The 22,769-nt window shown below is 61.5% G+C and carries 20 protein-coding genes, 1 tRNA gene and 1 pseudogene; 9 read left to right on the top strand and 13 right to left on the bottom strand.

Annotation, left to right across the window (positions count from 1 at the left end; translation table 11 throughout):
* Positions 1-28 precede the first annotated feature (28 nt).
* The 4 genes from NKH29_RS10130 to NKH29_RS10115 all read left to right on the top strand — a co-directional run bounded on the left by NKH29_RS10130 (position 29) and on the right by NKH29_RS10115 (position 3,522).
* Complete coding sequence (locus NKH29_RS10130; protein ID WP_352999504.1) at positions 29-1,888, top strand: ABC transporter ATP-binding protein; 1,860 nt, start codon at positions 29-31, stop codon at positions 1,886-1,888.
* Entirely contained in the window at positions 1,885-2,718 is an 834-nt protein-coding gene (gene dapB, locus NKH29_RS10125) for a 4-hydroxy-tetrahydrodipicolinate reductase (RefSeq protein WP_502911232.1), read from the top strand. Before NKH29_RS10130 ends, dapB begins: the two co-directional genes overlap by 4 nt.
* Positions 2,719-2,743: 25 nt before the next feature.
* Entirely contained in the window at positions 2,744-3,364 is a 621-nt protein-coding gene (locus tag NKH29_RS10120) for a 2,3-bisphosphoglycerate-dependent phosphoglycerate mutase (protein WP_023718820.1), read from the top strand.
* 73 nt (positions 3,365-3,437) lie between these two features.
* Positions 3,438-3,522 (top strand) — tRNA-Leu (locus NKH29_RS10115).
* Between the two features lie 121 nt (positions 3,523-3,643).
* Here the strand turns inward: NKH29_RS10115 and NKH29_RS10110 are convergent.
* The 9 genes from NKH29_RS10110 to NKH29_RS10070 all read right to left on the bottom strand — a co-directional run bounded on the left by NKH29_RS10110 (position 3,644) and on the right by NKH29_RS10070 (position 11,334).
* Positions 3,644-4,015 carry a DUF4087 domain-containing protein gene (locus tag NKH29_RS10110; protein WP_352481359.1) on the bottom strand — a complete coding sequence of 124 codons (372 nt, stop codon included), beginning with the start codon at positions 4,013-4,015 and terminating at the stop codon, positions 3,644-3,646.
* 88 nt (positions 4,016-4,103) lie between these two features.
* Positions 4,104-4,604, bottom strand: coding sequence for a hypothetical protein (locus NKH29_RS10105; protein ID WP_352495428.1), 501 nt, complete (start codon positions 4,602-4,604; stop codon positions 4,104-4,106).
* A gap of 85 nt (positions 4,605-4,689) precedes the next feature.
* Complete coding sequence (locus NKH29_RS10100; RefSeq protein WP_352789121.1) at positions 4,690-5,028, bottom strand: M60 family metallopeptidase; 339 nt, start codon at positions 5,026-5,028, stop codon at positions 4,690-4,692.
* Positions 5,000-6,565 (bottom strand): M60 family metallopeptidase, encoded by a 1,566-nt coding sequence (locus NKH29_RS10095; protein WP_352999502.1) that lies wholly within the window; start codon positions 6,563-6,565, stop codon positions 5,000-5,002. The genes NKH29_RS10100 and NKH29_RS10095 overlap by 29 nt, the downstream gene beginning before the upstream one ends.
* A gap of 15 nt (positions 6,566-6,580) precedes the next feature.
* Positions 6,581-6,970 carry a lysozyme inhibitor LprI family protein gene (locus tag NKH29_RS10090; protein ID WP_352481356.1) on the bottom strand — a complete coding sequence of 130 codons (390 nt, stop codon included), beginning with the start codon at positions 6,968-6,970 and terminating at the stop codon, positions 6,581-6,583.
* 43 nt (positions 6,971-7,013) lie between these two features.
* Positions 7,014-9,338 carry a lysozyme inhibitor LprI family protein gene (locus tag NKH29_RS10085; RefSeq protein ID WP_352895365.1) on the bottom strand — a complete coding sequence of 775 codons (2,325 nt, stop codon included), beginning with the start codon at positions 9,336-9,338 and terminating at the stop codon, positions 7,014-7,016.
* Between the two features lie 39 nt (positions 9,339-9,377).
* Positions 9,378-10,358 carry a PDZ domain-containing protein gene (locus tag NKH29_RS10080; protein WP_352999500.1) on the bottom strand — a complete coding sequence of 327 codons (981 nt, stop codon included), beginning with the start codon at positions 10,356-10,358 and terminating at the stop codon, positions 9,378-9,380.
* Between the two features lie 117 nt (positions 10,359-10,475).
* A complete protein-coding gene (locus NKH29_RS10075) occupies positions 10,476-10,910 on the bottom strand; it encodes a hypothetical protein (RefSeq protein WP_352481353.1) in 435 nt (144 codons plus the stop codon).
* 34 nt (positions 10,911-10,944) lie between these two features.
* Entirely contained in the window at positions 10,945-11,334 is a 390-nt protein-coding gene (locus tag NKH29_RS10070) for a hypothetical protein (protein ID WP_031193957.1), read from the bottom strand.
* Positions 11,335-12,242: 908 nt separating this feature from the next.
* Here NKH29_RS10070 and NKH29_RS10065 point away from each other — a divergent pair.
* The 3 genes and pseudogenes from NKH29_RS10065 (at position 12,243) to NKH29_RS10055 (ending at position 14,256) form a co-directional block, all read left to right on the top strand.
* Positions 12,243-13,214, top strand: a pseudogene (locus NKH29_RS10065) (ABC transporter substrate-binding protein).
* Positions 13,211-13,903 carry a L,D-transpeptidase gene (locus NKH29_RS10060; protein ID WP_502896957.1) on the top strand — a complete coding sequence of 231 codons (693 nt, stop codon included), beginning with the start codon at positions 13,211-13,213 and terminating at the stop codon, positions 13,901-13,903. The pseudogene NKH29_RS10065 and the gene NKH29_RS10060 overlap by 4 nt, the downstream one beginning before the upstream one ends.
* A 134-nt stretch (positions 13,904-14,037) precedes the next feature.
* Positions 14,038-14,256 (top strand): hypothetical protein, encoded by a 219-nt coding sequence (locus NKH29_RS10055; protein WP_031212349.1) that lies wholly within the window; start codon positions 14,038-14,040, stop codon positions 14,254-14,256.
* Positions 14,257-14,381: 125 nt separating this feature from the next.
* Here NKH29_RS10055 and NKH29_RS10050 read toward each other — a convergent pair whose 3' ends face one another.
* Positions 14,382-16,415 carry a transcriptional regulator gene (locus tag NKH29_RS10050; protein ID WP_352895362.1) on the bottom strand — a complete coding sequence of 678 codons (2,034 nt, stop codon included), beginning with the start codon at positions 16,413-16,415 and terminating at the stop codon, positions 14,382-14,384.
* Between the two features lie 222 nt (positions 16,416-16,637).
* Between NKH29_RS10050 and NKH29_RS10045 the strand changes: the two genes are divergently transcribed.
* The gene (locus tag NKH29_RS10045; protein WP_352481351.1) at positions 16,638-17,723 is read left to right on the top strand and encodes a PLP-dependent cysteine synthase family protein; all 1,086 of its coding nucleotides are present in this window, start codon (positions 16,638-16,640) and stop codon (positions 17,721-17,723) included.
* Between the two features lie 25 nt (positions 17,724-17,748).
* Positions 17,749-19,236: a pyridoxal phosphate-dependent decarboxylase family protein gene (locus NKH29_RS10040; protein WP_352481350.1), complete on the top strand. Its 1,488-nt coding sequence runs from the start codon at positions 17,749-17,751 to the stop codon at positions 19,234-19,236.
* A 27-nt stretch (positions 19,237-19,263) separates the two neighbouring features.
* Here the strand turns inward: NKH29_RS10040 and NKH29_RS10035 are convergent, their stop codons facing one another.
* The 3 genes from NKH29_RS10035 to NKH29_RS10025 all read right to left on the bottom strand — a co-directional run bounded on the left by NKH29_RS10035 (position 19,264) and on the right by NKH29_RS10025 (position 22,754).
* Entirely contained in the window at positions 19,264-20,904 is a 1,641-nt protein-coding gene (locus NKH29_RS10035) for an ABC transporter substrate-binding protein (protein WP_352592243.1), read from the bottom strand.
* Between the two features lie 148 nt (positions 20,905-21,052).
* Complete coding sequence (locus tag NKH29_RS10030) at positions 21,053-22,060, bottom strand: alpha/beta hydrolase (RefSeq protein ID WP_352999498.1); 1,008 nt, start codon at positions 22,058-22,060, stop codon at positions 21,053-21,055.
* A gap of 16 nt (positions 22,061-22,076) precedes the next feature.
* Positions 22,077-22,754 (bottom strand): isochorismatase family protein, encoded by a 678-nt coding sequence (locus NKH29_RS10025; RefSeq protein WP_352481348.1) that lies wholly within the window; start codon positions 22,752-22,754, stop codon positions 22,077-22,079.
* Positions 22,755-22,769 lie beyond the last annotated feature (15 nt).

The following is a 22,769-nucleotide window of genomic DNA, read 5'->3' as shown; positions in this document are numbered from 1 at the left end:
CCGAACCAAAACCACAAAGCGCTCCAACTTGACACTTCCAGCACCAACCAAAGGGAAAGTCCGGCCCGGCGAGATCGTGGCGGTGATCCGCCGCATCATCGCCGAGAACAGCCGCGATTACCGCTGGTACTATGTTCTTGCCGTGCTGTGCCTGGTGACGATCGCGGCGACGACCGCCTTCACCGCCTGGATCATGAAGGATGTCATCGACCAGATCTTCTACAAGCAGCGCGGCGATCTTATCGCGCTGATCAGCGTGTCGATTCTGGCCGCCTTCATGCTGCGCGGGCTGGCCAGCTACGGCCAGGCAGTGACGCTGGCCAAGATCGGCAACAATCTGGTGGCGCGCTATCAGCGCCGCATCTTCGACCACCTGATGAAGCTCGGCGTCAGTTTCTTCAACGACACCCGTTCGGGCCGGCTCGCCGCGCAGATCAACGAGAACGTCAACGGCATCCGCGATCTCCTGTCGATGACGCTGACATCGCTGGCACGCGATGCCGTATCGCTTGTCGCGCTGGTCGGCGTCATGATCTGGCAGGACCCGGTGCTCTCGGCGATGTCGCTGCTGATCGGGCCGCCTTTAATTTACAGTGTCACCTATCTGATGCGCCGGGTACGTCGCATCACTCGCGAATCGGTGCAGATCAACTCGCGGCTGATCGGCGCCATGCAGGAAGCGACGCAAGGCATCGCTATCGTCAAGGCCTTCACCCTGGAGGACGAGCTGTCGCGGCGCATCGGCGGCCTCGTCGCCGGCGCCGAGCAGCGGGCAAACAAGATCGCCCGCGTCTCGGAACGGCTGACGCCGATCTCCGAAATGCTGGCCGGCTTCGCCGTCGCCGGCGTCATCGCCTATTCCGGCTACCGGGCGACTGTCGGCGGCCAACCGCCGGGCGCGGTGTTTGCCTTCATCACCGCCCTGCTGCTTGCCTATGACCCCGCCAGGCGGCTGGCGCGTATGCAGGTCGGCATGGAAAAGTCGCTGGTCAATGCGCGCATGATCTACGAGCTTCTCGACCTCGAGCCGCAGCAGGGTGACGTGCCGGGAGCCGCCGAGGCGAAATTCACCTCTGGCGAAGTGCGCTTCAACAATGTGTCCTTCCGCTATTTCGAAGAGGCGCCGGTCCTGCAGGATCTGAGCTTTGTCGCCGCTGCCGGCAAGGTGACTGCCATCGTCGGAGCTTCGGGCGCCGGCAAGACGACGCTGGTTGCGCTGCTGCAGCGCTTCTACGACGTCGAGTCGGGCAGCATCGATATCGATGGCCAGGACATTTCAAAGGTCACCAAGCATTCGCTGCGCGGCTCGATCGCCTATGTATCGCAGCAGCCTTATCTGTTCGAAGGCACCATCCGCGACAACATCCGCTACGGCAGGCTGAGCGCCACCGACGCAGAGATTGAACGCGCCGCCCAACAGGCTGTGGCCGACGATTTCATTCGCCACCAGCCGCAAGGCTATGACACGCCCGTCGGCGAGAACGGCGTGACGCTGTCGGGCGGCCAGCGCCAGCGCGTATCGATTGCCCGCGCCATCGTGCGGCAGGCGCCGATCCTGCTGCTCGACGAAGCCACCTCGGCGCTCGACAACGAGGCCGAGGCCCGCGTCCAGCAGGCGCTGACCCATGTCATGGAAGGGCGCACCACCATCGTCATCGCGCACCGGCTGTCGACGGTGGTCAATGCCGACCATATCATCGTCCTGGAGCAGGGCCGGCTGGTCGAACAGGGCACGCATGCCTCGTTGATGGCCGACCCGCACAGCGTCTATGCGCGGTTCCACCGGGTGCAAGGCAGGAAAGGGCTGGGGCTTGTCGATGACGGCAAGCCAATCCAGACTGCGGCGCAACATGTCCGCGCGAAAAAGGCGGCCGGGAGACATTCATGAGTGACATACCGACCGCGAGTGAAATGGGCCTGGTGGTGGTCGGCGCGGCCGGCCGCATGGGCCAGGCGCTGATCCGCGCCATCCACACCATACCGGGCGCGCGTGTCGCCGGCGCCATCGCGCCGGCCGGATCGCCCCATGTCGGCAAGGATGCCGGCGAGCTGGCCGGCGTCGGCCGGCTCGGCGTGGCGATCGGGGACGATCCGCTGCCGGTCTTCGCCAAGGCCGACGGCGTGCTTGATTTCACCACCCCGGAAGCGACCGTCGAATTCGCCGGCTACGCGGCGCAGGCGCGCATCGCCCACATCATCGGCACCACCGGCTGTTCGGCCGAAGACAACGCCAGGATCGCGGCCGCCGCGCGGCACGCGACGATCGTCAAGTCAGGCAATATGAGCCTCGGCGTCAATCTGCTGGCGGTGCTGGTGGAGCAGGCGGCGCGCGCGCTCGATGCCGACGATTTCGACATCGAGATCCTGGAAATGCATCACCGGCACAAGGTCGACGCGCCGTCGGGAACGGCGCTGCTGCTCGGCGAAGCCGCCGCTAATGGGCGCGGCATCGACCTTGACGGGAACAGCGTGCGGTCGCGCGACGGTCATACCGGCGTGCGCAAGGCAGGCTCGATCGGTTTCGCCAGCTTGCGCGGCGGCTCGGTCGTCGGCGACCACAGTGTGGTGCTGGCCGGTACCGGCGAGCGCATCACGCTCGCCCACCATGCCGAGGACCGGGCGATCTTTGCCCGCGGCGCAGTCAAGGCAGCCCTGTGGGCGCGCGGCCGCAAGCCGGGCCTCTATTCGATGCGGGACGTGCTCGGCCTGACCAGTTGATCCATAAAAATTTGAAGGAGCAAATATGTCGAGAACTCTCGTGCTCGTGCGCCACGGCCAGAGCGAGTGGAACCTGAAGAACCTTTTTACCGGCTGGCGCGACGTCGACCTGACCGAACTAGGCCATACCGAAGCCAAGGCGGCCGGCGCCAAGCTCAGGGCGCGCGGCATGAAATTCGACATCGCCTTCACGTCGTCGCTGATCCGGGCGCAGAAGACCTGTCAGCACATTCTAGACGCTGTCGGCCAGAGCGGGCTCGAGACCATCCGCGACCAGGCGCTGAACGAGCGCGACTATGGCGATCTCTCCGGCCTCAACAAGGATGATGCGCGCAAGAAATGGGGCGAGGAGCAGGTGCATGTCTGGCGCCGCTCCTATGACGTGCCGCCGCCCGGCGGGGAAAGCCTGAAGGACACCGGCGCGCGCGTCTGGCCCTATTACCTGCACGATCTGCAGCCGCATGTGCTGCGCGGCGGCACCGTGCTGGTGGCGGCGCACGGCAATTCGCTGCGCGCGCTGATCATGGCGCTGGACGGCAAGTCGGGCGAGGAGATCGTCAAGCTCGAGCTCGGCACCGGTGTGCCGATCATCTATACGCTCAACGCCGATTCCACGGTAGCGTCGAAGGAAGTGCTGGAGCATTGAGCCGGAGAAGGAACGCGGCTTTCAAAAAAGCGCGTTGACACTCATCCTTTGCCCGCTTAATGAGCGCGCACCAGCCCAGATGGCGGAATTGGTAGACGCGCACGGTTCAGGTCCGTGTTCCGCAAGGAGTGGAGGTTCGAGTCCTCTTCTGGGCACCAAATTCCCGTTTCGAACTTTTGATAAGGTTCAGGAACCCCAAGAAAAAGCCCCGGTTTTGCCGGGCCTTTTTCTTGGCCGGATGTCCTCTGTCGCCCATGGTACCCCATAAGTATCCAATAATTATCCGTCCGGGTTAGGCAGCGATCTGTCGTTGCGGCAGCGCACCAGCGGAAGGATTTCGCCGGAGATCACTCTGGTGATCTTTTGCTGCTTGGCGTTGGTTACGACGGTCATGCACGCGCATCCGTAGCCGTGGCCGGAACCAGGCACATTGGTCTCGACGAATTGCCGCTCGTCAAAGGCCGGCACATTGTCGATGCCTTTGGGATCCGGTCGCCCCTGCATCTGCATCCACCAATCCCCGTCACTGTCGGTCAGGACGAGGTTGCCGGGTGTCGGGCTGGAGTACCAGCCACAACGGCGCTCGGCGTAGGCGGCGGCAGGCAAGGACATGATGGCCAGGCAGAAACAGGTAGCGAATAATGGGCGCATGAGAACCTTTACCTCCTTAAGTAAAGCAGGTCATGCCGCCGATAATCTGCGTTGACGCAGGTAACGAGGCGGCATGATTTTGTAGGCCTTATGGCCTCAACTTCGTGTCCACATTTTCTTCGATCAATCCGCAATGAAGCGTCACAGGCTTCCTTTGGACATCGCTTAGTGGACCGTCGATGAAATCGCAGCTGAGCAGATTGTCCGGACTGCTCTTGCGTGCGGATGCAACGTTGACGTTGACCTCGGGAGGGCCGGCAAGCCAGTCGAGACGCTTCGTGTCGACCTTTGTGCCGCCGATGTGAGCGTGGCCCGCTGTGCCCGCTATCTCGACCTCTTCGTCCTGCGGCGTGAGATCGATCTGGCCGACTTCGTTGGCGTGCTTCTCGGCACTCCGCTTCGGGTCACCGTAATAGGAGGCGAGGACAACGATCCCTTCCTTTTCAGTCGCGAGCTTGGCGGCTGCTTTTTTGGACAGCGTGACGTTGACGTCGAAGCCGAGGTCGCCCTGGGCTGTCGCCGGCACAGCACATGCTAACAGCGCAGATGCTGCAATCGTTACTGCGGGCAGTGATCTATAGCGTTTCACAATCCACCTCCTTTAGCCCCTCACGCAATGCCGATACCCCCGCATCCTTTCGTGTCTGGCTCCCGCATCACGCTCGCCGCCGGCTTCACCGTGAAACAACATTCAGACCAACGCGCGACAGTTGAGGATCTGCTGGAGGCAGATTCAAACGCTTCAATCTGTCGGCGGTTTCCTGCTCTATGTGCAGCCCCCAATCGGAAAAGAACCGGGTCAGGTCCTGATTTGCGACCGTACTGGCACGCAGGATGAAGGTTTGTACCTTGACCGCATCCTGCTTATTGGCATCGTCCAGTGGATGCTCGCGGTAATATCGGTGAAGCTTCGGATAGAAGTCCTCGCCGAGACCCCGGCGCAATTGATCGAACATGACCAGCCGCACCCAAAGCTCATCGTCGTCATCCGCGCTGGCGCATTTGTTTTTCATTGTCGAAATCGCGCGTCTTCCGCGCCAGATATCGCGCCGCCAGATCCAGCGGCGTCTTGCCGGTAGAGTCATCGCGCTCTTTCAAGCGGGACGGATGGCCAAAATGTGCCTGGGCATTGAGGGAATAGATATTGACCGTAGTTTCTACGATCTCGCCCCAGGTCCAATCCTCCTGCTGGTACATATGGCCGGTTTCATGCCAGATCGACCACGCTTGCCGCAGCTTATTCACGTCCAGCAAATCACCCATGTTGCTGCCGGGGACACCCATAAAATAGTTGCCAGCGTACATGTATATGCCGTCGTCGAAGACCTTCGCCGGTGTCACCGTGTCCTGCTGATAGTGCATGCGCAAACGGGATGCCCGATGAAGTTTGGAGGAACCGTCGAGACCGGATAGTGCATCGTACCAGCCTAGAATTTGCTCGAGGGCGTCGAGAATTTCCGCAGGGTCGTCCTGAGGCGCCCTCATATAGACTTTGCGGGTCGCGGTAATGGCAACACGCTCGCTTATCATCTCGACGAATGGCGCACCGGGCATGTCGGTGAGCATTTTACGCCAGTCTTCGAAGCTTGTTTTTCCCTTGACGTAGAGGGGGATCGAACTGCCGCCGCGCACGATTGCCACGTCGATCGGAGGCAGAGCCGCACTGAAGCCGCTGTAGGCGTAGCGGAAATGGATCAGCCCGTCGCGCTTCGCCGTGAAGTCGGTGCGCCCTTCCTTGGCAATGACCAATTGCGGGTCATCCTGGGGTCTTTCGTCATAGAAGCTGTTCATCGGGCCGATCATGATCATCAAGCCGTCGGGGGAAGGCGGCAGGCCTTCGGCCGTAACCGATACTGCCTCTCCCTTTCTCACGAACACACCGCTTGGCTGATCGTCCATCAGCTTCGTGCGTCTCAGCCTATTGGCCTCGGGTGTGGCTGCAGGCATCGGAGCGAGGCGATAGCGCTTGTTCAGATTGTCGAATTCCGACACCGCTGCCGACGCCGCTGCCGGTCGGTCGCCATTGCCGGCCGGATAAAGCAACCACTGGGCGTTATCGTCCAAGCTGGCGTCATAGACGATGATCTGAGCGTCGTCCGCACGTTCATTGGCCCTGACGTTGAGCGTCGTGCCGCTGTCATCCAGCTCGATGCCATAGCTGTTCAGATGCGGCTTGAAGCGCCATGCCTGCCCCTCAGCGGACTGCTCGTCCTTGAGGACGACACTCGTATTCCCGTTTTCGTCTTCGTCGCCCCCAGCAAGATACGTTCCGTATCGTCGAGACCGGATCTGATAGGTTGCGCCGTTCGTTTCCCCGGTCGCCCTGGTGATGGTCCATAGCTGCGCGGGACCATCCTTGGGTTTGCGAGCGGACTGACCAAGCACGATCTCGCCATGCCTGTCTTCAAAGACGGTGAGCGCTTTGTAGGAATGCTTCGCGACGATGTAATAATCCCCTTCGGGGATCTCAGCGGCACTTGCGACCGGAACAATTGCCGCCAGCAACAGCCCAGCTATCAAGTGCACTGCAGATACGATGAAGGTCTTCATCCCGGCACCGACGTGTCAATTCGCGGCCGGAACGGGACAACTCATCGGATCGCCCTGCTTGCCGCATTTCAGGTAACCCTCGAAGGCTTTGACACGGGATTGCGCCAGGCTATCCATGCACTGCGCGGCGAGCATTGGCATTGCGCTTCCTCCGGCCGCTCCCGCGGTCTGGAAACGGCACTCCGCGTCGCGAAATTTGTCCCAATCCCGCTGCGCCTGAACGAGAAGCTTCTTGGTATCCGCGTCGCCCTTCAGGCGGGCTTCGATCTGTTGGTAAAGCTCGTTGAGCTTCTTGTCGGATTTCTTGAACGCCGCATCGGCGCACGCATTCAGCGAGGCCTGATCCTTGGCGGCATCGTAGCACTTGTCCTGGGCGAGTACGAAATTCGGCACGGCCAGAACCACGGCGGCAGTCAGTATTGCGGTTTTCATCGATTGTCCTTTCCTATTATCTGGTTTTCATTGGATCGGCTTTGCCACCATCGGCGAGCGTGACGCTGCCGAGCTTTCCTAAGCCGGTCAGCCTGCCGCCTTCCTTGACCGTGACTTTGCCGGAGACCTCCCCGTCAACGACAAGCAATCCCGAGACTGAAATGTCACCGGCCAAAGAGCCGGTCACGCGCAACTGCGCCCCTGACGCGACTTCCGTCACGCCGGAATAGTTGTTCTTGCCGCTCAGCGTCAGCTTGCCGCCGGCGACAACGAGGCCGCCGCTCATGCCGGCGTCATCAAAGTCCGCTATGGTTCCATCAAATTGCCCGTTGGCTTCTGTCAGGATCAGTCTGCCCGCACCCAGATAGACCTCGCCTTTGCCGTTCAGGTTGCGAATGGCCGTATCGTTGAGGGAGTGCGCCACTCCCCAGGACTTCAGGTGGTTTCCTTTTTGATTGAGGTTGAGCACACCGTCGACCGTGACGCGCGAGGAATGCTCGATGCTGCCCGGCCCGGCCAGGGTAAGACACCCATCGGCCGCGATATGGGTTGTGCCGGTGTAGGTATTGCCCCCGGTCATGCGCACGTCCGCGTCCTTCTCGATCGTGAAGTCGCCGGCGCCGGAGACGATGCCGGCCAGTCCGAGCCATCCCTTGCTTCCAGCATCGCTGGTCGCGCGATTCAGCTGAACTTGATCCTTGGCACCCCCGTCTGTCGTAAAGTTGCCAGCGCTGACAAAATAGGGTGAATATGCGGTCGTCTTGTTTTCCAGATCATACATTACGGAATTGGACTGAAAGAAGGGTAAGCCGATAGTAATTCCATTGCCGTTAACCTCATCACTTTGGCGATCGATAACGACATCGCTGTATTCCTTGTTGTTAAAGCTATCGTCAAATCCAAAGAATTTTAAGTCCATTATATCAGAACTATATTCCTTGATTTGAAATCCTCTCGATCGAAGCTTATTTAAAACACCCTCTGAGGTTATGGAGACAAAAGTCGCCGTTCCTGTATCCAACAACACGGGCCCATTGAAATCAACCGAACGTTTCTTTCCCATATAGTCAAAAGAAATTGTATAACGGTAAGAGCCTTCGTTCACATTGGATGCGTTCGCGCCTGTTTGCGGGAATCTCTTCTGGTAATGTTCGTAAAGCTGAGAACCCAGTTCGCCCCAAGGCATCAGGGCCGTAAACTGGGATCTCAAACTGGGGGACAAATTCAGCGCCAGGCAGGGAACGCAACCCGGTGTGGTCTTCTTTTTTCCAAGATTTGCATTGGCAGAGACCACATAGCCGCTTTGGGTTTGACTGCCGGGGGCAGTGGTCTGATCTCCCGCAAAGATAAAATCGGCGGCTCCAAAGACGCCGTAAAACGTCGTCGAATCACCGGGTTCGCCGTTCTGCATGCTCTTGCGCGCATTAAGATCCGCATAGACCGGCGTATCGCCGTGGTGGCCCACGGGCTTTTGCGTCAATTTCACATCCTCGAGGTCGCCGAAACCCTTTGTGTAGACGTAATCCACCACCCGACCAGCGGCGAAGTCGCCATCGAGGGTTACGACAGGCTTTGAGCGATCATCCGGATCGTAATAGGACAGGCTGTCGAAACGGACCTGTTGTACCCAATCTCCATAGGTGCCGTCTCCATACGGGTACATTCCAGGCTTGCTGCCGGGCACCGGCTTTATGCCGGGGACACTCGAATCGATCTCCGCGTTGAACTCATCCGACCCGGTGTCGAATTCGTACAAACGAGGCGTGGCACCATTGATGCCCACCACGATCCCGAGTTTGTGATAGATGACTTCATCACTGTCGAGTCCGTATTCCCTGACATGTTGCAATGGAATGGATATCGGGCCGGTAGCCTGGGCAAGGCCGGTCCGGCCGTTCTCATCGGCCACAGGGGATACGGCAGGTGATGTGTTCGCTGCCGGAACGCGGCAGCTCGGATCGCCTTCCTGGCACTTCAGGTAACCCTCGAAGTCCTTGACCCGGGATTGCGTCAGGCTGTCCATGCACTGCGCGATGAGCATTGGCGTCATGCTTCCTTCGACCGATCCTGCGGTCTGGAAACTGCACTCCGCGTCGCGAAATTTGACCCAACCCCGCTGTGCTTGAACAAGAAGCGTCTTGGTATCCGCATCGTCGTTCAGGCGGGCTTCGATCTGCTTGTAAAGCTCGTTGAGCTTCTTGTCGGATTGCTTGAACGCGGCATCGGCGCACTCGTTCGGGGCGGCCAGATCCTCGGCATCGGCGCACTTGTTCATGTCCTGAGTAAAGGCGAAAGCTGGCATGGCCAGAACCACGGCAACTGTCAGTATCGCGGTTTTCATCGATTGCCCTCTGTTTAGAACAGCCGGCACGGTCGGCTGCTAGTTGGCATCGTCATCGTCCGATCCGTCAGCGTCGCCGGTACTGTCATCCGACGCATCGTCATTCGTGCTATCGTCGTCGGTGTCGGTGCTGTCCTGGTCATCATCACCGGCCGTTGAGTCTTCATCTTCGTTCTGATCGGTCGAATCGTCCTGATCACCGGAATTATTGTCGTCGGTATTGTCATCCGAGCTATCGTTGTCGGTGTTGTTGTCGTCATCACCATCATCGTCATTCTGATCGCTCGAATCGTCCTGATCATTGGAACTGTCGCCGTCGGTGCTGTCGTCCGAGCTATCGCCATCGGTGTCCGCGTTGTTATCGTCGGAATCGTCATCAGCATCGGGAGGAGTTACGTCTGGACTGGTGTCGCCGGGCAGCGAGTCGTCTTCGCGATAGCTTGTGTCTTCGAGGCTTGTCTCCATCTCGTCGTCGTACTGATCGACGATCTGCGTCCACTCCTCATGGTTATCGACGCTCGTCCATTGCGAGATATTGTTGACCGAGATGTTGGTATTGAAGTTGTTGACGGTGATGTTGGCATTGACCTCGACGACATCTGCGACTTCTGTTCCGCGGTTCACGCCAAACAGAAAACTGGTAGCGCTCACGGCAAGAGCGGCCCATACGAGTCGGTCGACATCGGTCGGCGTCGAAATCGGTTGATGCCGCACTGTGGCAAGCACGTCACCCGGCCGGATGCCTTGCCGCGCGGCAACGCCATGGGGTGCAACGGCCAAGACATACACCCCGCGAAGCTTGGGCGGGATCTGGTAGCGGTGCCGAGAGGCGTGGTTGATGGGTATCAAAACCGCGTTAAGAGCCCGGGAAACATAGGGTTTCGGCAGATCATATTTGCTGGCATGCGCAACATTGATCGTGTGCGGGACGGCTACACTCACAACAGCCGTCATTTTCACTGAAGTTGCCAATGCACGGGCGAACTGCATTATCAGTCTGGACTTTCGAACAGTTTGCATTTTGCACATCCTGCAGCTGATGATTGGAATCGACCTCAGAGGCCCGGCGCCCCGGAGCGCTCACCAATCATTCTCCCCCTGCACCACGGTCAGCGGCAATTCCAGCGATCATCACCGTCATTCCGTAACTTCCTCGGCAAAACACCTTGCCAGATCTTGCGGCGCTCCGAGCTTCTTCGCCCAGGATACCAGTTCAGGTTTTTCCGACGGGTCGGCATAGCCGCCCCACACGTCGCGAAATTGCTTTTTTCCGTCGACCGTCTGGAAGAACATCACGCCGTCGTCGCTCACCGGCGTGGAGACGTAGGCGGCGCTCCAGTTGCCGTTCTCCATGATCGTGATGAACTTCACCCGAGCTGGCTTGACCTTGTTGTCCAACGCCGAGGCAACGAGGGGGGCATATTCCTGCTTGCGCGCCTTCGTCACATCGACCTTTACGCCGTCGCAGGCACCATTCGCGGCGAAAGCGAAGGTCAGCGTCATTCCCAACCCCATGAGGCCGATCATCACGATTTTGGCACATCGCGGGATAAGACCGTTGGATTCAAACATGAGGGCATCCTCTTCGTTCGTATTGGAGGGTCCACTAATCGGAATCGTCGTCGTCCGATGAGTTGTCATCGTCCGGTGTATCGACCTCGCAGCCGATGCCGCGGCAGCCTTGGTAGTTGCCTTGCGTATCGAAGTTCGGATTGCCTTCCTTGTCGTACTGCGGCCTGTCGTCGATGCTTTGATCCCCGTCATCAGGATCGTCGACTTTACATCCGAGCCCATGGCAGCCGATGTAACGGCCCCTGGTATCGAAGTTGGGATTGCCGTTCCTGTCGAACTGCGGCCGGTCGTCTATCTTCCGGCTCCCTTTATGGGACCGATCAACCAGGCAGCCCTTTCCGCGACAACCATCGTAGTCGTCGGTGGTACAACCGAAGATTGCCATCAAAGCAGTGGCCAAGGCCGCACAGATTACGAGTTTCATGATTCATTCCTCCGACTGGCTGGCGGCGGACATCGTCCATATCGGAAGGCCATTGCAGGCGGCGATCGCCGCTTTTGCCGCGAAGGCTGGCGCCAATCGGAGGAGGGCAAAGCTTCGCCGGCCATCGAACGAGAGCCAGGCTGTGGGCGATGCATTCGACGACTTAGTCGACGGTTGCCGTAATCTCTTACGTGGGAGGGAACGCTCCCAGCGGGGGCCGCCGCATTAGCGAATGTCAATATTCCTCTCCATGCTTAGTGCCCCGTCCGCCCAAGCATGCTTCAACAATCCGCTGACGCGGCTGTGCTTCCAAAAAGTTGCATCCGATTCGGCCTGCGGCAAGGAAAAACCCAATATTGCGGGGATGAATTTTGTAAATGCTTAATAATTCGGAACCAGCGCCGGCTATCTTAGCAGATTCTGAAATATGATCGGAAGCAAGTGTGCGGAATACGCTCTTAGCTTCATTCCTCTTTATCTCGTGTTATTGCAAGTAGTTTCATATGTTATTGCGAATTTTCGCACAGCCTTGTAAAATAGCGCGACGGCATCGCTTCTTATATGATCGCTATAATCCGAATCTATTGTGGTATTTTTTTCGAATCCAGCCAAGCCGTTGCGCAGGCCGAAAGAAACGCCGCTCAATCATTCGACTTTTTCAACGCTGCGGCGTGCCGCATAGAGGCGCAGTGGGGGCGCCGCGGCCGCGTTGTGAGCATCTTCCCAGTCGGATTGTCATCGGGTAGCGTGCAGGGGAGGCACGTGAAGGCGCTCTCTTTGGCTAACGCACTGCCACACCTTCAGCAGTTGCCCGTCGGAAGATGGGGCTGGTGTCACAACCCGGTGCTTGCCGCGACAGTTTGTTCCCGTCCCGGTTCATTTCAGCACCGAAGCGAGGGGGGGAAGAGATGCACAACCGATTTCGGCAGTGCCTGCGGCAAATGTCGCTGGCAGCGTTGACGATGCTGGCGCTAAACATCCCGGTCCACGCGGCTGATCTCGTCATTGCGATGCCGAACTGGCCGTCCGGCCAGGCCACGGCAAACATCCTCAAGGTCAGCCTGAAGGAAAAGTTCGGGCTTGATGCCGACGTGCGCGAGATGGGGACGCTTATCGCCTTTGCCGGCCTCAATTCGGGTGAGGTGGATATTCATCCCGAAATCTGGCTGCCCAACCTCGACAATCTGGTGAAGAAATATGTGGACGGTGCCGGCACGGTGGCCATCAGCCCTATTGGCGTGCCGGCATGGTAAGGCATATGCGCGACGCGTGAAGCAGCCGACAAATTTGGAATTCACGACGTTTCGGATCTCAGCGACCCGAAGAAAACCGCCGCGCTGGATACCGATGGCGACGGACGTGGCGAACTCTGGATAGGCGCTGAGGGTTGGTCCTCAACCGCTATCGAGCGCGTCGGCGCCAACAGCTATGGCTATGCCAAGACAATGACCTTGCTGGAGACGCCCGAGGATGCCGGAATGGCGGCTGTCGATGCCGCGGTCGCCACGGATCACCCGATGGTGTTTGCCTGCTACGCGCCGCATTACATGTTTGAGCTGCGCGACATTGTCCGGCTTACCGAGCCGCCCTTCGACCCGGCAAAGTGGAAGATCGTACTGCCGTCAGAGGACCCGCTCTGGGTCTCGAACTCCAGCGCGCCGGTGTCATGGGATACCGCCAATTTCCATATCGCCTACGCCACCTCGCTGCGCAAAAAATATCCGAAGGTGGTGGCGTTCCTGGAACGGGTCGAGCTGAAGCCCGAGGAAATCACCAAGATGAGTTATGCGCTCCAGGTGGAGCGTCAGGATCCTTACGAATACGCCAAACAATGGGTTGCCGCACAAGGCGCCCGGGTGCAGGGGTGGGCAAATCCATGACCCGAAATCTGATGACCGTGGGGCGCGCCACTCTCCAGCGGAGCTCCCTTGCAACAATTGTCGCGGTAGCGTTCGGTCTTGTCGCGGTGGCGGCGGTGGCTGCGGGAACACAGGTTTTTGACCCGAAAACCCACAAATGGGTGGACTACGATCGCACCAAGGCGCGCAAATACTATGCCGCGCATAATGAAGTGCCCGAGGCATTTCGTCCGCAGATGGTCAAGTTCCGCACCGCGGAAGTGCCGGGCACGATCATCATCGATGGCAACCAGCACTTTCTCTACCTTGTGCAGCCGGGTCAGCAGGCCATGCGCTATGGTATCGGCGTGGGCCGGGAGGGGTTTGGCTGGGCCGGCATCGTGCGCGTCGGCCGTATGGCGGAGTGGCCGACCTGGACACCTCCGGCCGAAATGGTCGCTCGCGATCCAAAGGCGGTGAAATATGCCGGAGGCATGAAGGGGGGGCCGGACAACCCGCTCGGCGCAAGGGCGCTCTACCTCTATGAGCGCGACCAGGACACGATCTACCGGATACACGGCACCCCGGAGCCCTGGACGATCGGGCTCGACGTGTCGTCGGGATGTATCCGGATGAGGAACGACGACATCGTCGATCTCGCATCCCGCGTCAAGGTCGGGGCCAAGGTCATCGTCCTCATGCAGGGGGCGGCACTTTACAAAGGCGTGTGAGGGCATTCGGAGAGGGACAAGCAATGTCGGCAAAAAATGCAGTGAGAACTTCGATTCGGGCGACAGCAATTGGATTCCTGGCTGGAGCCCTTGGCGCTTGCGTCAGCGCGCCATCGCCGCCGCCGCAGGACCAGATGTCCAGGACCAAGGTCGAAACGGCGCCGGCGGACCTTCAGCTGCTTTGCGCCAATGCGGTCGCCAAGGCCAGCGGCGTCGACAGCACCAAGATACTTCCGGTTTCATCAAGCAAGCTCGATTCCAAGACCTACCAGGTCGAACTCGATGCCAGCGGCAAGAAGACAAGCTGCCTCGTGGATACCGACGGCAATGTCAAATCCGTTGAGCCCGTCTGACCCGCTCCGGTCGACGAATTTTGCGACCGATCTGACCATTGGCGCCTTGGGCTGCGGACATGACGATGTTTGGGGGCGGCCAGCCGCGATGAGCGGTTTAGAGGACCCGGCTAACCGCGCCTGCTTCACCTCAGCCCGATCCGCTTGGCGCCTTGCCGGAACAGCGCCTCGGCGTCCGGCTCGAAGCGGAAGGTGCCGATGAAATCATCGGCGCAGTAGTTCGGCAGCGTCTTGCGCAACGCGGCGGCGAAACCTTGAGCCTCGTCCAGCCGTCCCGCCAGCGCAAGGCAATGCGCGGCGATTGCCAGGATGATGGCATGGGCGTTGGGACGCGCGGCTGCTTTCAGCGCCCATTCGGCGGCTTCGTCAAACTGGCCGAGCCGGACATGCGACATCGCCCTGGCGCCCAGCATGCCGAACAGCAGCGGATCGAAGGGGCTCAGATGCCTGGAATGGTCGGATGAGCCGATCGCGGCCTTCGGGTCGCCGGACTGCGAGTGGACGAAAGACAGGGCATAGTGGCCAAGCGCGAAATTAGGGCTGAGGTCGACGGCGCGTTCCAGCTCGATGAGGGAGCCGTCCTGCTCGCCGCGCAGCCACAGCGCCCGCCCCATGGCCCAATGCGCGGCCGGATTGTGATCGTCGACGAGAAGGCTCTGGCTGGCTGCCTCGAAGGCCATGGCGCTCTCCTGATCGCGGTCGCCCCAGCGCTGGAAGGCATTTTGCCAATGAGTGAAGGAGAGCCCGGCATAAGCGCGGGCGAAGGTAGGATCGAGCTTCAAGGCCAGGTCGAAGAAATGCCGGGCCTGCTCGTTTTCCGCGCGGGTGAAGCGGTACATGTGCCACAGGCCGCGGTGATAGGCCTCCCAGGCATTCAGCGAATTGGGCGCCTTCAGCATGGCGTGGTTACGCTCGACCGTTTCGATCTCGGCCGAGATCGACGAGACGATGCTGTTGCCGATATCATCGAGCACGGCAAAGATGTCGTCCGGCTTGCGCTCGAACGTCTCGGCCCAGACTATCCTGGCCGTGCGCACCTCGACCAGCTCGACCGCGACGTTGACGCGGCCCGCCTGGCAGCGCACCATGCCGGTGGCGACATAGTCGACGTTGAGCCGCCGCCCGGCATCTTCGGGCGCGATGTTTTTCTCCGCCAAGGCAAACACCGAGCCGCGCGCGATGACGAAGAAATCCCTGAGCTTGGCCAGGCGGGTGATGATGTCGTGGGTCAGGCCGTCGGCAACCCCTCCGCGAGGGCCACCAGGAACGCCGCCGATGCCGGCCTGTTCAATAAACGGCATCACCGCAAGCGAAGCCTTGCGCGACGTTGCGGCATTGGGATCGGCAAGCATGATAGGGGATACCGAGAGCGGAACGGCCGGCTGCACCCATGATGACGCGCCGTGCTGACAGCGGATTGCCCGCCATGCGTCGCGAACGGGTCCGAAATCCAGGTCTTCGGACTGGAAGTGCCGTGCGGCGGCCGCAATATGCTCCTCGGCCGCGCCGAACTGGCCGCGCTGGGCGAGCCTCGTCAGCAAGGCCAGATGCACACGGCCGTCGAATGGCGCGAGCTCTAGCCATTTTTCGAGGTGCGCGGACACGTCATCGGAATCGCTGGGTAGCCGCTCGACAAGCTGTTGCAGCACGGCCGCGTGGCATGAGCTGAAGCGGCGGCGCTGAGCGGTCAACCAGCTGTTGAAATGCGGGCTGCGGTCGATCTCCAGCCCGTCGAGGAAATCGCCGGCGAACAGCCGGGAAAGCGCCAGCAGGCGTTCGAGCTCGAGCGTCTCTATTCCCTTCGTCGCGGCGGAGGCAATCTCCACGGCATCCACGGATACACCGTTCAGGTCGAGCGCGACCGTGTCGCCCTGTGCCTCGATCCTGCTCCGATCGGATTCGTCGAGAACGCCTCGAAGCTTGCTGAGGCACCAGCGGAGTTCGCCGCGCGGGTCGTTCGGCACGTCCCACAAAAGCTCGCAGAGCCGGCTGCGGCCGACCGGATGCGGCGCCAGCGCCAGATAGGCGAGCAGCGCACGCAGCTTGCGCGATTTTGGGAGCTGGATGATGATGCCGTTGCGTGCGATCGTCAGCGGGCCGAGCAGGCGCACGGAAAGGCCGGTCACCTCGCCGTCGAGGCTCGATCGGGTGGATTCCACGTGCGTTTCCACGCCTGCTCCCACGCTGGCCAGTCGGCCTTTGTTTTATCACCAAACGCGACACGGTGCATCCGGCGGCGAATTTCCGCGCCGGATGCCGCCATGGCCACATTGCCGGGAGGCAAATGTAGTGCGGCAAGGTCTCGAAACCTCGCCGCCCAAGCCACCGGTCTGTAACCGGCCCGTGACGACAAGAGACAACGACGAAGCGAGGAGATCGACATGTTGCATCAACAGAAAATCAGAACCACCGCCGGGCGCGGCCGCCTGTTCGACAGCATTCTCGACACGGTCGGCGATACGCCGGTGATCCGCATCAACAATCTCGGACCGGATCATGCGACGATCTATGTGAAGGCCGAGTTCTTCAATCCCGCCGCCTCGGTGAAGGACCGGCTGGCGCTCAACATCATCGAGGAAGGCGAGCGCAGCGGCGCCTTGACGCCGGGCCAGACCGTGGTCGAGGCGACCAGCGGCAACACCGGAATCGGCCTTGCCATGGTCTGCGCCCAAAAGGGCTATCCGCTGGTGGTGACGATGGCCGACAGTTTTTCCATCGAACGCCGCAAGCTGATGCGCATGCTGGGCGCCAAGGTGGTGCTGACGCCACGCGCCCAGAAGGGTTTTGGCATGTACAAGAAGGCGGTGGAGCTGGCCGAAGCCAATGGCTGGTTTTTGGCCCGCCAGTTCGAAACCAAGGCCAACGCCGCCATTCACGAGGCGACGACGGCGCGCGAGATCATCAACGATTTCGCCGGCTCGCGGCTCGACTGCTTCGTCACCGGCTATGGCACGGGCGGCACCGTCGTCGGCGTCGGGCGCGTGCTGCGGCAGGAGCGTCCGGAGACCCGGATCGTGCTCGCCGAACCGGCCAACGCGCAGCTGATCGGCAGCGGCAAGCCGCAGCAGCGCGGCGCCGGTGGCGCGCCTGCCGCCAGCCATCCGGCCTTCGAGCCGCATCCGATCCAGGGCTGGACGCCCGACTTCATTCCGGACGTGCTGCAAGAGGCGATCGACGCCAGCCTCTATGACGAGGTGGTGCCGATTGCCGGGCCCGAGGGCATGAAATGGGCCAAGGCGCTGGCGCAGAAGGAAGGGATTTTCACCGGCATCTCCGGCGGAGCGACCTTCGCTGTGGCGCGGCAGATCGCGGAAAAGGCGGCGCCCGGCTCGGTGATCCTGTGCATGCTGCCCGATACTGGCGAACGCTACATGACGACACCGCTGTTCGACGGCATCGAAGCCGAGATGGACGCCGAGGAGACTGCGCTTTCGCAGTCGACGCCCGGCTGCCAGTTTCCGGCGTGACGGCGGCACATCGGGAGCGGCCTGTATGGACACGAGGCCTGGATTGGCCATCACGGCCACCGAGGAAACGCTTGACCCCTCGAACTGGGCCGACGTGCAGGTCCTGTCGCATCGGATCGTCGACGATGCCGTCGCTTACCTGCGCGATGTCAGAGAGCGTCCGGTGTGGCAGGAGATGCCGGTTGATGTGAGGACTTTCTTCACGGCGCCGCTGCCGCGTTCGCCGGCTCCGCTGGCCGAAATCTACGGCGACGTCACAGGGAAGCTGATGCCCTATCCGATGGGCAACATCCATCCGCGCTTCTGGTCCTGGTATATGGGCTCTAGCAATTTCACCGGCGCGCTCGGCGATTTCCTGGCGGCGATCCAGGGCTCCAATCTCGGCGGCGGCAACCATGCCGCCGCGTTGATGGACAACCAGGTCGTCGACTGGTGCAAGGAAATGATGGGCTTTCCGCAATCGGCCAGCGGCACGCTGGTCAGCGGCGGCTCGATGGCCAACATCATCGGGCTGACCGTGGCGCGCAACGCCAAGGCGGGCATCGACATACGCGAGCACGGGGTTGCCGGCATCGACAAGCCACTGCGTTTCTATGGCTCCGACCAGCTTCACTCCTGCCATCGCAAGGCGATGGAGGCGCTCGGCCTCGGCAACCGGGCACTGCGTCGCATCCCGAGCGATGCGGGGCTGCGCATCGACATCGCTGCGTTGCGGGCGGCGATTGTCGAGGACCGTAACGCGGGCTTCAAGCCGGCCTGCGTGATCGGCACGGCCGGGACGGTGAACACCGGCGCGATCGACGATCTGCAAGCGCTGGCAGACCTGGCGTCACAAGAGGATCTGTGGTTCCATGTCGACGGGTGCATCGGCGCCCTGCTTGCGATTGCGCCGGACAATTCGCATCGCGTTGCCGGCATTGAACGCGCCCACTCAATCGCGCTCGATCCGCACAAATGGCTGCACGCGCCATTCGAGGTCGGCTGCGCGCTGATCAGGGATGCCTCCGCGCATCGCGGCACGTTCGCGGTGACGCCGGAATATCTGGAATCGACCCCGCGCGGACTCGCCTCCGGCCACTGGCTGCACGATTTCGGCTTGCAGACGTCACGCGGTTTCCGCGCGCTGAAGGTGTGGATGGCGCTGAGAGAGCACGGCATCGAAAAGTTCGGCCGGCTGATCGATCAGAACATTGCGCAGGGACATCATCTCAGCGCGCTGATCGAGGCGGAACCGGCTCTCGAACTGGTGGCACCGGTGAACATTAACATCGTTTGTTTTCGCCACCGCGGCGACGGGCAGACGGGAGAGAGGCAGAAGGCGCTCAACACCGAGATCATGCTGAGGCTGCAGGAAGAAGGCATCGCCGCCATTTCCGACACGACAGTGCATGGCCAGCATTGCCTCAGGGTGGCGATCAACAACCACCGCACCCGTCGCGACGATCTTGACCTGCTGATCCGGGAAACGGTCCGGCTCGGGCAGGAGATTTCAGCGACGGGCGCGACGGGCTAACGCCGGCCTTTCTTTCGAGCGGCGAGACTAGGCATCGAGCCAGACCTTCTCGAAATGCTGCTCGAGCGACTGGTGCTGCTCGCAGCCATGGACGCCCTTGCGGTAGGTGCGGTAAACCGAGCGCCAGTAGGGCTGGATGATAACGCCGGAATCGCGCAGATTCTGTTCGATCTTGGCCATGAGCTCCTTGCGGGCGCCGGGATCAGGCATCGCCAGCGCCTTGTCGAGTAGACTGTCGAATTCCGGATTGGCATAGGCGCTCTCGTTCCACGCGGCGCCAGACTTATAAGCGAGCGCCAGCACCTGGACGCCGAGCGGCCGGCCGAGCCATTCCGTGCAGGAGAAGGGATATTTGCTCCAATCGTTCCAGAACGTCGCGGCCGGCAGCACAGTGCGCTTGATCTTCAGCCCGGCCTCGCGCATCTGCGCGGCGATGGCGTCGCCGGTGCTCTTCTGCCAGTCGACGTCGACCGAGATGAGTTCGTATTCGTGGTCGGCCTTGCCAGCCTCGGCGAGCAGGGCCTTGGCTTGATCGGTGTTGCGGACGGCCGGGCCGATATCGGCATATTCGGGATGCATCGGCCCGACGTGATGGTTCTCAGCAGGCTTGCCGCGATTGTCCATGCCGATCTTCAGCACGGCGGCGTTGTCGACCGCGAGCTGGGCGGCGCGGCGCACCTTGATGTCGTCATAGGGCGGATTGCCGATGTTGAAACGCGCGACGATGGTCGAGCCGGTGGCGATTTCCGAATTGCTCAGGCCCATGGAGTCGGTCTGCGCAACCGTGTCGGAGGCGGTTTCATGGTCGGTGTCGATCTCGCCCGATTCGAAGGCCGACAGCATGGCGTTGGGATCGGAGCCGTAGTCGACCCATTTGATGCCGTCGAGGTAGAAGTCGCCCTTCCACCATGGCTTGTCCTTACGGCGGACTTCGGCGCCGACCTCGGCGTCCCATGCGACGAGTTCGCAAGGCCCGGTAGTGATCGCCAATGCCTTCAGCGGATCGCCGTCGCCTTCATAGCTGCGGTGCATGATCAGCGCCGGATAGTCGGCCATGCCGGCGATCAGCGAAATGTCGGGCTTGGGCAGATTGAGCCGGACGATGAAATCGTCGACGCGCTCGATGCCGCCGTCGACGGCCTTCTTGGTATCGGCGTTGACCAGTGCGCCCATGCGCGCGGCGACCGAATTGCCGGCGACGGACGCATCGCACCAGCGCGTCAGATTGTGGATCACGTCGTCGGCGTTGAAGGTGTCGCCGTTCGACCAGGTGATGCCCTTGCGGACATGCAGCGTCAGCACGCGGGCGTCGTCGCTGGTTTCCCAGCTCTCGAGCAGCCGTGGCTCGAAGGTGAAGTCGCGCTTCCAGCGCACCAGATATTCGTTGCACTGGCGGGCGACGTTGGACATCTCGACGCCGTCGAAAGTGCGCGGATCCTTCCAGCCCTTGACGTTCATGGCGACACGCAAGATGCCGCCGCGCTTCGGTTCCTCGGCCCTGGCCGGTGACGGCGCAAGCCCGCCCAGCGCCAGCGCGCCGGCAGCGCTGACGCCGAGCGCAGCCATGGTGGCGAGATATTCGCGCCGGTTCATCTGGCCTTTCTTGAAGCCATCGGCGACGGGCTCCGCCTGCGGATGCAATTTCCGGTCGGTCAGCATGAACTTCATCGTAAATCCTCCCTGTCGGGCCGGCGCATCGCGGATGCGGGCTCCTTACGTGGCGTGATGATAGGGCTGGCCTGACCGAAGCAGTGTTCGGGTTTCCGCAGTTGTTGTGCGCTGTTCCGCGACAGTGGAGATTGGAGGACGGTCCGCGTCACTCAGGCCAATCACCTCCGCCCAGCGCGGCTATTGCCGCGATTATGCGCTCAAACGCCTGGCCGGCGCGCGGTACGGTTTTGCGGGCGCGCAGGAAGCTGTGCACCAGCCGCGGCTCTTCGCGCCACCATGCCTTGCCGCCGGCGGCAAGGATGCGATCGCGATAGGCCTTGCCGTCAGCCGACAGCGGGTCGCATTCGGCAGTGATGACGACGGTCGGCGGCAGGCCAGAGAAGTCCGTATCGCCGAGCGGCGAAAATGTCGGGTCTTCCGGCGACTGCCCCTTCCCTGCCCGGATATGCCGATAGAATTCGACGTCGCGCAATGTCAGCAGTGGCGCCTCTGCGTGCTCGACATAGGAGCCGGCGCGCGCTTTGCTGTCCAGCTCGGGGCCGTCTAGCTCGTCACCGCCGAGCTCGGGATAAATCAGCACCTGGCCGATCGCATGGCGAGGATGGCGGCGTGTCGCCTGCGCCACTGCGGCAGCCAGGTTGCCTCCGGCGCTTTCGCCGCAGAGCGCGATCGGCAGGCCGGTCGTCGCCGCAGCCCATTCGAATACGGCCAGCGCATCCTCGAAGGCCGCCGGATGCAGATGCTCGGGCGCCAGCCGGTAGTCTGCGGACAGAACGGGAAAGCCAGTGCCGGCGCAAATCTCGGCGCAGATGTCGTCATGGCTGTCGAGCCCGCCAAGGACGAAGCCGCCGCCGTGATAATAGACGACCATCGCTTGTGGCGCCGTGCCCGCCATCTGGTAACGCCGGACCGGGATCGCATGGTCAATGGCAGGAACCGCGCTGTCGCTGGCCTTGACACCGGACGGATAGGGCTCGCGGAACGCCCGGCACATGGCGTCATAGACCGCCCGCTGCCTGTCGATCGGCATGTAGACGATCTCGGGCGGATACGACTCATTGACCCGGTCGATATAGGCCCACAGCTCCGGATCGAGCAGCGTTTGGTATTTTCCGCGCTCTGTCGTTTCTGGTCGATCGGCCTCGGTGATCATCGCGGCGCGGTCCCGCTCAGAGCTCGGCGTAGAGGCGGGCGGCGTTTTCGTAGCTGAAGCGCAATGGCACCGAGCCCTCGACCTGCCAGGCTTCGACCGTCTCGCCGGCCAGCAGCCGACAGGCGCCGTCGGTGGTGGTGACGGCGCCGCCATAGAGCCGGTTGGCGAGATTGAGAATGGCCGTCTGATGCATCGCCGTGCTGCCGCTGCCGCAGGCATCCTTGACCAGCAGCACGCGAAACCCGAGCGCCACCGCGTCCTTTACGGTGGCATCGATGCAGGCCTCGGTCCAGACGCCGGCAACGACCAGCCACTCGACGCCATCGGCCTTCAGCCGCTCGGCGGCAGGCCCCGCGCGGAAGGCGCTGGCATCGGTCTTGACCAGCATCGTCTCGCCTGTCGCCGGGCCCACTTCCGGACAGATCGCCGTCAGTGGATCGTCCTTGTCGGAAAACGCCGACTTGCCGTTGGCCTCGACCGGGTGGAACGGCCGTGCCGTGGCGAGATCGACGATATAGGCCCAGTGGTACAGGGGCACATTGTTGGCCCGAGCCGCCTGCTGCAGCCGCTGGACGTTGGCGAGAATGTCGCCATAGCCTTCGACCAGATAGCGCTTGTCCCGCCGATGCTCCTCCTGGAGATCGATGAACACCGCCGCCGCCTTGCCGCGCTTGATCGAGATCGGGCTTTTCATGCAAAACTGCCTGTC

The organism is Mesorhizobium sp. M1295 (assembly GCF_040318135.1).
GTDB lineage: Bacteria > Pseudomonadota > Alphaproteobacteria > Rhizobiales > Rhizobiaceae > Mesorhizobium.
This window is presented reverse-complemented; position numbering and strand designations above follow the sequence as displayed.